General features: G+C 72.5%; 12 protein-coding genes. 4 read left to right on the top strand and 8 right to left on the bottom strand.

Annotation, left to right across the window (positions count from 1 at the left end):
* Nucleotides 1-69: 69 nt before the first annotated feature.
* On the bottom strand, nucleotides 70-279 hold the full coding sequence (locus tag ACFZBP_RS27595; RefSeq protein ID WP_217209484.1) for a hypothetical protein: 210 nt from the start codon (nucleotides 277-279) through the stop codon (nucleotides 70-72).
* 112 nt (nucleotides 280-391) lie between these two features.
* Between ACFZBP_RS27595 and ACFZBP_RS27590 the strand changes: the two genes are divergently transcribed.
* Complete coding sequence (locus tag ACFZBP_RS27590) at nucleotides 392-1,594, top strand: bifunctional adenosylcobinamide kinase/adenosylcobinamide-phosphate guanylyltransferase (protein ID WP_383444343.1); 1,203 nt, start codon at nucleotides 392-394, stop codon at nucleotides 1,592-1,594.
* 131 nt (nucleotides 1,595-1,725) lie between these two features.
* Here the strand turns inward: ACFZBP_RS27590 and ACFZBP_RS27585 are convergent, their stop codons facing one another.
* Nucleotides 1,726-2,538 (bottom strand): methyltransferase domain-containing protein, encoded by an 813-nt coding sequence (locus ACFZBP_RS27585; protein WP_391416981.1) that lies wholly within the window; start codon nucleotides 2,536-2,538, stop codon nucleotides 1,726-1,728.
* Nucleotides 2,539-2,766: 228 nt separating this feature from the next.
* On the opposite strand from ACFZBP_RS27585, the gene cobT reads away from it, so the two are divergent.
* Nucleotides 2,767-3,909, top strand: a complete 1,143-nt coding sequence (cobT, locus tag ACFZBP_RS27580; protein ID WP_391416978.1) for a nicotinate-nucleotide--dimethylbenzimidazole phosphoribosyltransferase — start codon at nucleotides 2,767-2,769, stop codon at nucleotides 3,907-3,909.
* Nucleotides 3,910-3,932: 23 nt separating this feature from the next.
* Nucleotides 3,933-4,640, top strand: coding sequence for a hypothetical protein (locus ACFZBP_RS27575; protein WP_391416975.1), 708 nt, complete (start codon nucleotides 3,933-3,935; stop codon nucleotides 4,638-4,640).
* Here ACFZBP_RS27575 and ACFZBP_RS27570 read toward each other — a convergent pair.
* Complete coding sequence (locus ACFZBP_RS27570) at nucleotides 4,580-5,344, bottom strand: hypothetical protein (protein ID WP_383444331.1); 765 nt, start codon at nucleotides 5,342-5,344, stop codon at nucleotides 4,580-4,582. The two genes, ACFZBP_RS27575 and ACFZBP_RS27570, sit on opposite strands and share 61 nt — an antisense overlap.
* 73 nt (nucleotides 5,345-5,417) lie before the next feature.
* Between ACFZBP_RS27570 and ACFZBP_RS27565 the strand changes: the two genes are divergently transcribed.
* A complete protein-coding gene (locus ACFZBP_RS27565) occupies nucleotides 5,418-6,197 on the top strand; it encodes an adenosylcobinamide-GDP ribazoletransferase (RefSeq protein WP_391417594.1) in 780 nt (259 codons plus the stop codon).
* 19 nt (nucleotides 6,198-6,216) lie between these two features.
* On the opposite strand, the gene ACFZBP_RS27560 is transcribed toward ACFZBP_RS27565, so the two are convergent.
* The 5 genes from ACFZBP_RS27560 to ACFZBP_RS27540 all read right to left on the bottom strand — a co-directional run bounded on the left by ACFZBP_RS27560 (nucleotide 6,217) and on the right by ACFZBP_RS27540 (nucleotide 12,773).
* Complete coding sequence (locus ACFZBP_RS27560; RefSeq protein WP_391416973.1) at nucleotides 6,217-7,002, bottom strand: endo alpha-1,4 polygalactosaminidase; 786 nt, start codon at nucleotides 7,000-7,002, stop codon at nucleotides 6,217-6,219.
* Nucleotides 6,999-7,652, bottom strand: coding sequence for a spherulation-specific family 4 protein (locus ACFZBP_RS27555; RefSeq protein ID WP_391416971.1), 654 nt, complete (start codon nucleotides 7,650-7,652; stop codon nucleotides 6,999-7,001). Before ACFZBP_RS27555 ends, ACFZBP_RS27560 begins: the two co-directional genes overlap by 4 nt.
* A complete protein-coding gene (locus ACFZBP_RS27550; RefSeq protein ID WP_391417592.1) occupies nucleotides 7,649-9,058 on the bottom strand; it encodes a hypothetical protein in 1,410 nt (469 codons plus the stop codon). Before ACFZBP_RS27550 ends, ACFZBP_RS27555 begins: the two co-directional genes overlap by 4 nt.
* Nucleotides 9,059-9,072: 14 nt before the next feature.
* Nucleotides 9,073-10,593 (bottom strand): GT4 family glycosyltransferase PelF, encoded by a 1,521-nt coding sequence (gene pelF / locus ACFZBP_RS27545; protein WP_391416969.1) that lies wholly within the window; start codon nucleotides 10,591-10,593, stop codon nucleotides 9,073-9,075.
* A 146-nt stretch (nucleotides 10,594-10,739) separates the two neighbouring features.
* Nucleotides 10,740-12,773 (bottom strand): hypothetical protein, encoded by a 2,034-nt coding sequence (locus tag ACFZBP_RS27540; RefSeq protein WP_391416967.1) that lies wholly within the window; start codon nucleotides 12,771-12,773, stop codon nucleotides 10,740-10,742.
* Nucleotide 12,774: the final 1 nt, after the last annotated feature.

Here is a 12,774-nt window from a genome sequence, read left to right as displayed (position 1 = left end):
CGTGGTGCGCACGGGCACGGTGAGCGGGAGAGCGGGGCGAGGGCGTACGGCCACCCTCGCCCCGTCGGCTCATGCCTCGGCGTGCAGGCTCATCGGGCCGTAGATCTCGCTGGCGTCCTCGAACAGCCGGACCTGGTCCGCGCCGCCCTCCTGAAGTGCCTTCCAGTGCTCCCCGATCCATGACTCGGCGTCCCCCTGGGTGGTGAACTCCTCGGGCTGCACCGCGGGCTGGACCTCCGCCCCGTCGGCCTTCTCGAACCGCCACGTCCATGCCGCCATGTACGCCTCCAAGGTGTCAGCACGTGCAGAGCAAAGGCCGGATCAAGGTCCGGCTCCTGCCCAGAGCCTAGTCGGATGCGCGAGACCTGCGCGGACACGCGAAAATCAGTCTGTGGAACTGACTCTCCTCGGCACCGGTGCCCCCGCGGGACTCCCCCGCCCCGACTGTCCGTGCGCGGCGTGCGCGAGCGCGCTCGGCGGTGACGCGCGGGCGGCGACCGCGTTGCTCGTGGACGGGGCGCTGCTGCTGGATCTGACGCCCGGTGCGGCGTTCGCGGCGGCGCGGGCCGGGCGTTCGCTGGGGAACGTACGGCAGGTGCTGCTGTCGCATCCGCACGACGGGCCCGCCGTCGAGGTGCCGGCCGGGGTGCCGCAGCCCGGGCGGGTGCCGGACGGGCGGGAGTTGGCGCTGCTGACCGGGCATCGGGTGCGGGCGGTGGCGATGGACTCGCCGGGCACCGGGTACGCGGTGACCGGGCCGGACGGGCAGCGGCTGCTGTACCTGCCGCCGGGGGGCGCGCCGGCCGGGCTGGAGAACGGGTCCGTCGGGATGTACGACATGGTGGTCGCCGACGTCGTGGGGCGGCCGGACGCGCTCGCCAAGCTGCGGGCGGTGGGGGCGCTCGGGCCGACCACGGATGTCGTCGCCGTGCACCTGGACCACGACGCCCCGCCGGGCGCCGAGCTGCGGCGGCGGCTGGCCGCTGCGGGGGCGCGGGCGGTGCCGGACGGGACGACGCTGGTGGTGGGGGCGTACGAGGACGTGCCGGACGTGCCGCGCCGGACCCTGGTGCTGGGCGGGGCCCGGTCGGGGAAGTCGGTCGAGGCGGAGCGGCGGCTGGAGGCGTTCCCGGACGTGCTGTACGTGGCGACGGGGGGCACGCGGGGTGGGGACACCGAGTGGGCGGCGCGGGTCGCGGTGCATCGGGAGCGGCGGCCGGGGTCGTGGCGTACGGCCGAGACGTGCGATCTGCTCCCGCTGCTGGCCGAGGAGGGGGCGCCGTTGTTGATCGACTGTCTGTCGCTGTGGCTGACGGATGCGATGGACTCCGCCGGGGCTTGGGATGACGCGGTGTGGGCGGAGGGTGGGGAGAAGGCGCTTCGGGAGCGGGTGCGGGGGTTGACGGAGGCGGTGCGGGCGACTCGGCGGACCGTTGTCGCCGTGTCCAATGAGGTGGGGTCGGGGATTGTGCCGGCCACGGCTTCCGGGCGGCGGTATCGGGATGAGTTGGGGCGGTTGAATGCCGCGTTTGCCGCGGAGTGCGAGCAGGTGGTGCTGGTGGTGGCGGGGCAGGCTGTTGTGCTTCGGGGGTGAGTTCGCCTACGGGGGTGCCGCGAGTCGTCCTTGGGCGGGTGCGGGTTCGTTGTGGCTGGTCGCGCCCACGCGGCGGAGCCGCATATCGATACAGCCCCGCGCCCCTTGAGGGCGCTGCTGGCACCGGCGTTTCAAAGCTCAGGTTGCTCCTTGCGGGCGATGATCCGGTAGGCGTTCGCATAACGGGTGCGGCACAGCAAGGGGGCAAGGAGGTGGTCGAGGGCCCACGCCACCGCCACCAGGGGGGAGCCCGCTCTCGCCAGCAAGGAGGGCAGCAGGCGGGTCAGGGTCAGGGACGTCGTGGCGGCGATGTCGTAGGGAATGTGGGGGGCTCGGTGGTCGGTGGAGATGATCGTGCAGCCCTGGAGTTCGAGTTCCTCGCAGAGGGTGTCGAGGGGCATCAGGTGGAGGTGGCCCGGGCGGCTGTGCGGGATCCAGAGGGGGCCCAGGAGGAGGGCGAACAGGCTGCGGGGGTTGGGGAGTTCGAGGAGGAGGTGGCCGCCGGGGCGGAGGACCGTGAGGGCGGCGCGGAGTTCGGCGCGGGGGTCGGGGGCGTGTTCCAGGTGGCGGAACATGCTGACGACGTCGTAGCGGGCGCGTAGCCGGGCCGTGATGCGGGGGTCGGTGAGGTGGCCGACGTGGGCCTCCTCGACCCGTTCGGCGACGCGGGCGTCCAGGACGCGGTGGGTGAGGTCCAGGCCGTCGAACGCCGTGTACGGGAAGAGTTCCTTGGCCGCTTCCGGGAAGCGGGCGAAGCCCGTGCCGACGTCCAGCCAGCTCTCCGGCTCGGGGAAGGGGAGGGCGGCGCGGGCCGCGGCTCTCAGTCGGCGGTGGGGCAGCCGGGTGAGACGTAGGTGCCGGGGGACGAAGCGCAGCTCCCGGCAGGCGGCGAGGGTGAACGCGCAGTCGGCGCGGTGTCGTTCGGAGGGTGCGGTCGTGGTCATGAGCGGCTCCCGGGCGCGAGGGGCGTACGGCGGGGGCGTACGCCCGGGGGGTACGGCGGGCGGTGCGAGCATGCCCGGACCATGCCCCGACAATCCACGGCAAAACGGAACGTATGGGATGCCGATCCGGGGTGCAACGACGTCACACGGATGCGGTGGTGACGTGGCGGGGCCCGTGGGGGCCATGTGGCGCTGTTCTGTTCGACCGGTGCCGGTACTGTTCGGCGAATGAGCTCGCTTAATCTCGACGACTTCACTGATCTGATCGAGCGCCCCGACGGAGGGGTACGCCGTGACGCAGAGGCGCGCCGTGAGCGTCAGATCGTGCCGCCGGGGGCGCTGGGGCGCCTCGACGACCTGGGTGAGTGGCTGGCCGCCGCGCAGTCCGCCGTGCCGGTGCGGCCGATCGAACAGCCGCGGGTCGTGCTGTTCGCCGGCGACCACGGGGTCGCCGAGCTGGGCGTGTCGGCGCGCGAGGCGGGCAGCGCCGGGGAGTTGGTGCGGGAGATCCTCGAGGGTGGCCGGCCCGTGTCGGTGCTCGCGCGGCGGCTCGGGGTCTCGGTGCGGGTCGTGGACATGGCGCTGGACTGCGACCCGGAGTCGCTGCCGGTGGCGGTCGTACGGCATCGGGTGCGGCGCGGCAGCGGACGTATCGACGTCGAGGACGCGCTGACGCCCGAGGAGGCAGAGGCGGCCTTCCGGGCCGGGGTGGCGGTGGCCGACGAGGAGGCCGACTCCGGTACGGATCTGGTGGTGCTCGGCGATGTGAGCGTCGGCGGCACCACGGCGGCCGGGGTGCTGGTCGCCGCGCTGTGCGGGACCGACGCGTCGGTGGTCACCGGGCGCGGCGGGCTGGCCATCGACGACCTGGCGTGGATGCGCAAGTGCGCGGCGATCCGGGACGGGCTGCGCCGGGCGCGGCCCGTGCTCGGGGACCAGTTGCAGTTGCTCGCGACGGTGGGCGGGGCGGACCTGGCCGCGATCACCGGCTTCCTGCTGCAGAGCGCGGTACGGAAGCTGCCGGTCGTGCTGGACGGGGTCGTGGTCGCCGCCTGTGCGCTGGTGGGCCAGCGGATCGCGTTCCGGGCGCCGGACTGGTGGCTGGCCGCCCACAACAGCGGGGAGCCGGGGCAGGCGAAGGCCCTGGACCGTATGGCCCTGGAGCCGCTGCTCGACCCGGGCGTGCAGGTCGGCGAGGGTGCCGGGGGTCTGCTGGCCCTGCCGATGGTCCAGGCCGCGGCGGCACTGGCCGCGGAGCTCCCGGAGAAGCCGGCGATCTCGGAGAAGCCGGAGGACCACCCGCAGACGTCGGGCTCGGAGACGTCGGCGGACGAGAAGTCCATGTCCGAGCCGGAGGGCGATTCGCCCTGATTGTCGGCATATGATCCCCACTCGTGAGAGCTGACACCCTCGGTCGCTGGATCCGTGCCGAGTGGGGGGCGTTGTACCTCGCCGTTCGGGGGGCGTCGGCCGGTCGGCGTTGGTGGGCGGCCGTGCCGATGACACTGGGGGCCGTCTGTCTGACGGGGCTCGTGCAGATCGTGCAGAACCAGTCCTGGGGGTATCGGCCCGTCCAGGACCTCGGGGCCGTCCGCGCCGAGGACCCGCTGTGGCCGGCGCTCGCGCGGACGCCGCTGTCCCTGTTCGTGCCCGCCCTGGACCTGCCGGTGTGGGGCGCGCTCGCGCAGATCCTGGTGGTGTTCGGGATCGCCGAGCTCTGTCTGGGCTGGTGGCGGACGCTCGTCATCGCCTACGTCGCGACCCTCGCCGGCACCCTGTACGCGCGCGTGGGCATCGCGCTCGGCCCGGACCACCCGATCGGGCTGCCCGCCTCGGACGCGCGGGTCGTGGACACGGGGCCGTCGGCGGCCGTGGTGGGGCTGGCGGTCTTCCTCGGGTGGCGCTACGGCGCGTACGTCACCGCCGCCGTGGTGATCGTGGCGATGGTGGTCGAGGTGGCGCTGAAGGACAACCTCGCCGGAAAGGAGCACCTGGCGGCCGTCGCGGCGGTGCTGGTGCTGTGCGCCGTGTCGGCGGTGCGTCAGCGGCGTTCCAGGGCCCGGGGCGGGTCCACGTCGGGGGCGCCGCCGATCCAGTCCTGAAGTTTGCGGCTCGGCCCGAGCCAGCGTTTGTCGTGGTGGTAGGCGCGCAGCCAGGCCTTGGCGCGGGCGCGCGGACGGCGCCGGTAGAAGCGTTTCGCCCACGGGGAGACGGGCCGGGCCAGGCGGATGGCGCCGAACAGGGCGACGAAGGGGATGACCACTCCGAAGATCGCCATCCGGGCCTTGCCCTTGAACAGGGCGATCAGGGCGACGAAGAAGTTCCCGGCGATCGTGCTGAGCACCGTGCCGCGGTTCTGGAGCTCGTCGTCACTGAGGTCGTTGACCCCGAAGGGCGCGTAGCCGAGGAGGAACAGGCCGGCCAGGGCGGCGGTGAGCACGACGACCTCGACGCTCTTGCGGCCCGCCTCGGTCCAGTACACGTCGTCCAGGTGCAGGATCAGCGCGAACTCGTCCAGGACGAGTCCCGCGCCGATCCCGAAGACCACCGCGGCCACGGCCGAGCCGAAGCCCCGTTGACCGCTGGCCACCGCGCAGAAGCCGCCGATGACCGTGAGGAGGATCCCGGGGACGACGTGGTGGATGTGGACGGAGCCGGTCTCGATGTTGCGGAACGGTCCTTTGCCCGCGCGGATCATGCGGGTGATGACGCGGGTGACGAGGAAGGTGATCACGAAGGCGGTCAGGGCCAGGAGCAGCGGAAGCTTCCCCGGTTCGACGATGTTGCGCTGCCACCAGTCACCCATGGTCTCAGTGTGTCCGGGTCGGGGACGGGCCGCCTGGCGGAGCGGACGTCCGGGCTACCCTGCCGACGTGTCCATGACCCCGCCGCCCCCTCACGGCCTCCGTTTCGCCTTCGGCACCCTGAGCGTCCTCCCCGTCAAGGTGAGCCGCTGGGACCGGGAGGCGGCGCGCGGCGGAATGCTGTGCGCCCCGCTGGTGGGGGTCGTCCTCGGCTGCGGTGCCGCCCTCGCCGCGCTCGTGCTGCTGTTCCTGGGCGCCGGCCCCCTCCTCGCCGCCGTGGCCGGCGCCGCCGTCCCCGCCGTACTCACCCGTGGGCTGCATCTCGATGGCCTCGCCGACACCGCCGACGGGCTCGGCAGCGGCAAGCCCGCCGAGGACGCGCTGCGGATCATGAAGCAGTCGGACATCGGCCCCTTCGGGGTCATCACGCTGGTGTTCGTGCTGCTCGCGCAGGTGGCCGCGCTGGCCCGGCTGTACGACGACTCCTGGGCCCGGGGCGCCCTCGCCACCGTCGTCTCGGCCGTCGCCGCCCGCCTCGCGCTCACCCTCGCTGCCCGCACCGGCGTGCCCGCCGCCCGGCCGGAGGGGCTGGGGGCCGCGGTCGCCGGCGTCGTCCCGGTACGGGCCGCGGTGGCCGTCGCCCTGGCGGTGACCGGGCTCGCCGCGGCGGCGGGGGCGCTCCTCGGGGCGTACGACATCGCCCGCACCGCCCTGGCGGTCCTCGCCGCGCTGGCCGCCGCCGAGCTGCTGCTCCGGCGCTGCACGCGCCGTTTCGGCGGCGTCACCGGCGACGTCTTCGGCGGCCTCGCGGAGACGGCGGCGACCACCGCGCTCGTGGTGCTGACCCTGGGCTGACGCCGGTCCGCCCGGGTCCTCAGCACGCCCGGCGCCACGCCCCCAGCTCGTACTTCTTCAGCATCGAACTCAGCTTCAGACGGCGCGACTGACCGCAGAAGTCGCGCGTCGGGACCTCGTACTCGACGTGGAAGACCGCCTTGCCCGCCTCCACGAAGGGGCTGAGGGTCGTGCACTCCTCGTACTGGGCGCACTGCTCGTTGACCGCGAAGTCGAAGTCGTCGACCAGTTCGGGGATCTGGTCCAGGTCGTTCTTGAGGCCGACCGCCAGGCCCCGCTCGTGGGCCAGCCTCGCGACGAGGCGGTTGTAGCGGAGCTGGTCGGCGGCCTTCAGCGGGAAGCCGGTGCGGTTGCGGTAGCCGTCCATGTTGTCCGGCTCCACCGCGTCGAAGCCCTTGTCGCGGCACATGTCGATCCGGTCCGCCATCAACGGCTCCAGGACGTCCGTGCGCCGGATGTCGAGCCAGCGCTCGCCCTCCCAGCCGTTGCCCTTGCCGAGCACCGACCTGGGGAACTTCCCGGCGTCGGGGCGCCAGTCCTCCCAGGCGCCGGTGGAGAGATAGCAGACGACCTTGCGGCCCTGGCCGTGCAGCCCGGTGACCGTGGCCTTCGAGTGGTCGAAGCCGTCGATGTCGTAGACCGGCACGTCGACGGAGGTGTCGAGGCGGCCGCTGAGCTGCCACTGCCAGGCCGTGCCGGGGCGCGGCTGCCAGCGGTGGCCGCTCGGCTCGTCGTCCTCGGCGGGCCCCGCGGTACAGCCCGCGAGCAGTGACAACAGGGCGACCAGCGGCAGAACGCGTCTCACAGGGTGGGCTCCAGAGCGTGCGGCAACGTACCCCAAGGATGATCCCCGGTCCCCGGCACCCCGCAGTACACGGTGGCCCCGCGCTCCCGGGCCGCTCCGGCCAGGTCGACTCCGGCGGGGACGCCGTGGACGAGATGACACAGCCGTACGCCCGTACCACCGCCCCGCCACTGCTGCGATCGCGTCCCCGTGTACGTCTTCCAGGTGCCCTCGAAGGTGACCAGGACGTCGGCGATCCCGGCGTACGAGGGGTGCGGCGGGGTGCCGTGGTTGAGGACGACCGTGCCATGACCGGCGTCCCGGGCGGCCGTCGCGAGGCGCTCGTAGTACGGGAACTCCTCGCGGCCGGAGGCGACTTGGTCGAGGAAGACTCCGTCGGCGTCGTACCAGTCCCGGTGCCGTACGAGGTCCCGTACGACATCGGCCCGGGGTCTGCGGCCGTAGTCGGTGTCGGTGTAGCCGAGCACCCGGACGTCCGCCCGCCGCAGCCTGCCCGCGACCTCGGCGAACGCCGGGTCGGGCGTCTCGCCGGGGCCGCTGGCCGGGTTCAGGACGACGCCGTGGAGGCGGGGCGCGGCCGCGATGATGGCGTCCCATTCGGCGGGGCGGGCGGACGGGTGCTCGTAGTAGGGGACCAGCAGGTCGTTCATCGGTGGGCCGTCACCCTCCCCAACAGGGCGCAGACCAGGACGGTCTGGGCCACCGCGGCCGACGCGTGGACGGTCAGGGCGATCCAGTGCGGGCTGCCTGTGTGCGTCACCAGGGCGACCGTCTGGGCGAGGGCGGCCACGCAGCAGATCGTCGTCGTGCCGAGTACCGCGCCGAAGGACTGGAGCAGCAGGCCCGTCCACAGGACGACGCCGAGGAGGAGGAGACCGGCCAGGTGCATGCCGGTGATGCCGGTCGGGAGGGTGAGGGCGAGGAGGGCGGTCAGGTAGGCGGCGAGGCATTCGGTGAGCGTTCGTGCCGTGGTGTGGCGGAACGCCCTGGGGGTGCCGCTGGAGCGCAGGCCGGTGAGGGATGCGCTGCGGAAGCGGTACAGGAGCCATTCGGCGGGGCCCATGCTGAGGGTGAGGGCTACGGCGGCGAGGGCGTCTTCGAGGGCTGCGTGGAGGACCAGTGTGCCTGTGGCCAGGCCGAAGACGGCGTAGGGGAGGGAGCCTGGGAGAGGGGGGCCTGTTGTCGTTTGGCGGCTGCGGATGTGCCGTGGCTGGTCGCGCAGTTCCCCGCGCCCCTTAGGGAGTGCCACTTCTCGTAGGCCTAGAAGGGCTACCACTGCCAGCGAACCCAAGAGAAGGGTGAGTCGTGCGGTGTCGGGCAGCGGGTGGACCGGCGTCACGGCTGCTCCTGCCGCCATCGGCAACAGGGCTGCCAGCAGCGCCCGTTCGCGGCCAAGTACCAGCAGTACCGTCGCCGCGGCCAGGTAGATCGACTGGCCGGCCGTGAAAGCCAGGGCGGAGGGGTGGGCGGTGCCCGCCACGGCCAGGGGCAGCAGAATGCCGAGGAGGGCGCCCGCCGGCGCGCCCAGCAGCAACGCGCGGCGGGCGGACCGTCGGTCCCCCAGCCCCAGCCAGGAGTACGCCCGGTGTGCGAGCCCCTGGTTCCACGTCCAGCCGACCAGGGCGCCGACGAGCAGCGGGACCGTGCCCGCGGGGAGGTCGAAGTCGTCGCGTGGGCCGGTGAGGAAGGGGGCGCCGAGGACGTATCCGAGGCCGGGGAGGGCGAAGACCACGCCGCGCAGGAGGCAGGCGAGCAGGCCGGTGCGCCAGGGGGCGTGGGCCGGGCCGGCCGGCTCGGGGTGGCGGCGTTCGACGCGTTCGTACAGCTCCTCCGCCAGGGCGAACGAGTCCTTCAGGCCGTAGCGCTCGCGTATCTGGTCGTCGGACAGGCCGTCGGACTCCAGCAGCGCGGCGATCTCGTCCGGGTGAACGGCGGCGGCTATGAAGTCGTCGAGGCGTTCGGCGAGTTCGTCGAGGGGGTCGGGCCGCGCCCAGCTGGGGGTGGTGCGCCGGCCTGGGACGGCGGGCAGGGGGTCGGTGCGGGTGCCGGGCGGCATCCCAAGGCCGGCGCTCACCAGCCCATTCCGTCCGTGGCGACCTTCTCGTACCAGGGGTCGCGCAGTTCGAGGGTCCAGTCGGCGACCGTCTCGAGCGTGGGCTCGTAGACCTCGGAGCTGCCCGAGAGCTCCTGGTAGATCGCCCGGAAGTTGTCCACGGAGCGGCGCAGCGTGAAGCGGTCGATGACGCGCTGTCGGGCCGACTCGCCCAGTTCCAGGCGTCGTTCGTCGTCGCGGAGCAGGGTCAGGGCGGCGGCCGCCATCTTCTCCGGTTCGCGCGGCGGGACGACCAGGCCGGTGTCTCCGACGGCCTCGCGCACTCCCCCGACGTCCGTCGAGACGGTCGTACGGCCGCAGGACATGGCCTCGATGAGGGAGAACGGGAAGCCTTCGGAGATGGACGACAGCATGACGACGTGACCGGCGGCGTAGGCGCGCCAGACCTCGCTGATGCGGCCCTCGAAGGTCAGGCCGTCCGTCACGCCGAGTTCGGCGGCGAGCTTCTCCAGGGTGGTGCGGTAGGCCTCGCCGCCGGGCGGGACGGGGCCGAACAGGCGCAGTCGGGTCTCGGGGAGTTCGGCGCGGACCATGGCGTAGGCCCGCAGGAGGGTCTCCAGGTCCTTGATGGGGTCGACGCGGCCGCACCAGGTGAGGGTGGGGACGTCGGGTTCGGGGCCGGCATGCGGGAAGGCGTGCGGGTCGACGCCGTTGTAGACGGTGCGGATCTTGTCGGCGTCGGCGCCGCCGCGCTCCTCCCAACGGCGGTTGTACTGGTTGCACGGTGTGATCAGGTCGGCCGTGCGGTAGCCGTGTGCATTCAGTTCACGGTAGAAGCCGAGCATGAACGCCTTCACGGGCCAGCGCTGGGCGTCGCTGCGGTACCCGAGGTAGCGCTCGCGCAGATAGATGCCGTGCTCGGTGAGGAGGAACGGCACGCCGTCCAGTCTGCGGGCGGCGAGCGCGGGGAGCGTGGCGAGGCCGCTGCTCACCGCGTGGGCGACCGAATCCTCCGGGATCCTGATCCCGAGCGGGCGCAGGGCGTGTTCCAGCAGGTCGGTAGCGGTCAGCGCGTCGTGGACGGTCGGGTCGGCGGCCGCGGTCGGCAGATGCGGCATCGTCCATATCCACATCAGCGACCGCAGCGCCGACTCGGTGCGCAGAGCCGCCGACAGCCGTCCGTCGCGGGCGAGTTCGGCCAGCTCGTCCAGGGCCTCGCCGAAGTCGCAGTGCGCGTCGGGGTCCAGGAAGGAGAGCAGGAGACGCTCGTAGGCGTTGAGGAAACGGCGCCGGGACCTGCCGTACGGAGGCCGTTTGTGCCCTGGACGCGGGCCCCAGGTCGGTACGGAGGTGTGCCGGTGGACGTTGGGTGGAAGCTCCCAGGTGACCGGTTCGCGGCCGGTTCCGGTGAGCGAGACGATGTGGAAGTCGACCTCGGGCATGCCCTTGACGAGCTGGTCGCACCAGGTGCTGACTCCGCCGTGGACGTGTGGGTAGGTGCCTTCGGTGAGCATGGTGACGTGGCGGCCGGTAGGCATGGCTGCGCTTCCCCCTGTTGTGCGGATGATGTGCGGGGAACTGCTGCCCGGACCCCGGCCACCGCCGCGTCGTGGCTGGTCGCGCCCACGCGGCGGTGGCCGCAAGTCCAGAACTGCCCCGCGCCCCCAAGAAGCGGGGCGATGCCCTACGGCAACTTCAAGGTGATGGCGCTTTGCAGAAGCTCTGGCTTGGTCCAGGCCGAGCGGCTGCCCGCGTACGGCGTCCCGAACGCGGAGGTTCCGAGCAGGAGTTGCTTGGTCGTGCCCTCCGGAGCGGTCACGGGGATCAGTGTCCCGTTGGGCGCTTTGACGGTGACCGTCCTGCCGATGCGGTACGCCGTGACGGAGCCGTTGGCAACGGCGGTCTGCCAGGTGGCGCGGCGTTGGAGTTCGGTGCCGATGGCGCTCTGGGCGAGGTTCTCCACCGGGGTGTTGTCGGCGAAGAGGGACTGGTAGTCGGTGAGGACCTTGTCCAGGACCGGGTAGAGCGTCCGGTCCTCGGCCAGGTTGGACTGGTGGGCGTAGTGCGGGCGCGGGTCGTTGCTGATCGCGTGGCCGAGGGCGGTACGGGCCTCCAGCGGGACGATGTACGCGCCGTACCCGGTGGCGGGGTCCAGGGGGGCGTCCAGGCAGGTGGAGGCGGGGTTGGTCGCGCAGATGCCGCTGCCGCCGTCGGCCGTGGAGGTGTAGATCCAGTTGTACTCGTCGACCATCTCCTCCTCGGTGCCCACGTTGTAGTAGACGTTCATCGGGTACCGGGGCACGGTCCGGGCTGCGCCTACCGAACGCTGGGCGGGCTCACGGGAGTTGTCGGAGGCGATCCACTTGACGCCGTTGTCGGCGAGGGCGCCGGCCAGGTTCGGGTTGTCGGCGGGCTGCTGCGGCAGGGTCTTCAGGCCGGAGTGCTCGCCGGTCACGAGTTCCGTGCGGTCGAGGGGGAGCCCCTTGCCGACGCCCCAGTTGTGGTTGTCGCGGATCTGCGCGGAGATGTCGGCGCGGCTCATGTACTTCGTCGAGCCGTCGGCGTTCTTGGCGCAGCTCCACGGGACGGTCGAGGTGTCCTGGACACAGCCGAGGAACGGGTGCGTGTAGGTGTGGTTGATCCAGCGGTACTGCGCCTTGTCGGCGAGCAGCCGGTCGGCGAGCGGGTCGGTGCCGCCGTTCTCGCTCTTCCACTCCTCGCCGGAGCCGGCGTTGTAGACCATGTCCAGCTTGAAGCCGCGCTGCCGCTGCCACTGCGCGGCGTGGACGGCGTCCTCGGCGGTCATCCGGATCGGCGGGACCTCCTCGCCGGGGCCGCCCACGCAGTCGATGTCGCCGGGCGTGCAGTTGCGTTCGGTGTCCCAGCGGGCGTCGGACGCGAAGACGTCGTCGACGTGCACCGCGAAGTAGTTGCGGGCCTGCCCCAGGTGCACGCCCTGCGTCAGCCACTCGACGATGCCGCGGGCGAGGACCCGGAACTGCTGCTGGTACTCGTTGTAGGCGAAGGTCACCACGAGCTCGCGGCGGCCGTCGTGGCTGTACTCGCCGATCAGGCTGCCGCGTCCGGAGCCGGCGGGCACGGGGGCGTCGACGTAGCTGGTGAAGCCGGCGCGGGGCCGGGCGACGAAGCCGTAGCTCTCCAGTACGGCCGGGTCGTTGTCCTCGAAGGTGAGGGCGCCGTCGAGATAGCCGAAGTAGCCCGCCCTGCCCTCGGCCGTGACGGCCGCCTCGTGCCCGTCGAGGGAGCCGGTCCAGCCGCCCTCGCTGGTGTAGTCGAGGCCGACGCCGGGGTGGGCCCAGGTGTAGGCGTCGACCTGCGGGATGCCGTAGGTCCGCTCGTAGCTCTCCAGTGCGGTCTGCTCGGCGGACCCCTCCCCGAAGGGCGCCTCGTTGGGCAGGACGACGCCCTGGTACTTGGCGCGGGGCGTGCCGTTCACCGTGTCGCTGAGGAACGTGGCCGTGATGGCCGGGCGGTTCGCGTCGTTCAGGTCGACGGTGGTGTACGGGATGCCGGTGCTCTTCAGTTGGGCGATGATCGCCCGGACGGGACTGTCGCCGTTGTCCACGACCAGCACCCTGAGATCGATCCGCGGCTGCGCGGCGGCCGTGGCGCCGGGCACTCCCAGGCCCAGCGCCAGCAGACCGGTGGCCGCCACGACAGCGGCCGAGTTTCTCCATCTGTGCGCACTCTGCGCCATT

The sequence above is a fragment of the Streptomyces sp. NPDC008086 genome (assembly GCF_042957325.1).
In the GTDB taxonomy this organism is placed as follows: Bacteria; Actinomycetota; Actinomycetes; order Streptomycetales; family Streptomycetaceae; genus Streptomyces.
The sequence above is the reverse complement of the archived record's forward strand: the minus strand, read 5'-3'. Positions and strand labels throughout refer to the sequence as shown.

Bases quoted from the DNA above. Each gene is read 5' to 3' on its own strand.
- ACFZBP_RS27595 (WP_217209484.1), bottom strand. From the start codon at position 279: ATGGCGGCATGGACGTGGCGGTTCGAGAAGGCCGACGGGGCGGAGGTC.
- cobT (WP_391416978.1), top strand. From the start codon at position 2,767: ATGAGCTCGCTTAATCTCGACGACTTCACTGATCTGATCGAGCGCCCC.
- ACFZBP_RS27550 (WP_391417592.1), bottom strand. From the start codon at position 9,058: ATGCCGCCCGGCACCCGCACCGACCCCCTGCCCGCCGTCCCAGGCCGG.
- pelF (WP_391416969.1), bottom strand. From the start codon at position 10,593: ATGCCTACCGGCCGCCACGTCACCATGCTCACCGAAGGCACCTACCCA.
- ACFZBP_RS27565 (WP_391417594.1), top strand. From the start codon at position 5,418: ATGACCCCGCCGCCCCCTCACGGCCTCCGTTTCGCCTTCGGCACCCTG.
- ACFZBP_RS27555 (WP_391416971.1), bottom strand. From the start codon at position 7,652: ATGAACGACCTGCTGGTCCCCTACTACGAGCACCCGTCCGCCCGCCCC.
- ACFZBP_RS27570 (WP_383444331.1), bottom strand. From the start codon at position 5,344: ATGGGTGACTGGTGGCAGCGCAACATCGTCGAACCGGGGAAGCTTCCG.
- ACFZBP_RS27585 (WP_391416981.1), bottom strand. From the start codon at position 2,538: ATGACCACGACCGCACCCTCCGAACGACACCGCGCCGACTGCGCGTTC.
- ACFZBP_RS27540 (WP_391416967.1), bottom strand. From the start codon at position 12,773: ATGGCGCAGAGTGCGCACAGATGGAGAAACTCGGCCGCTGTCGTGGCG.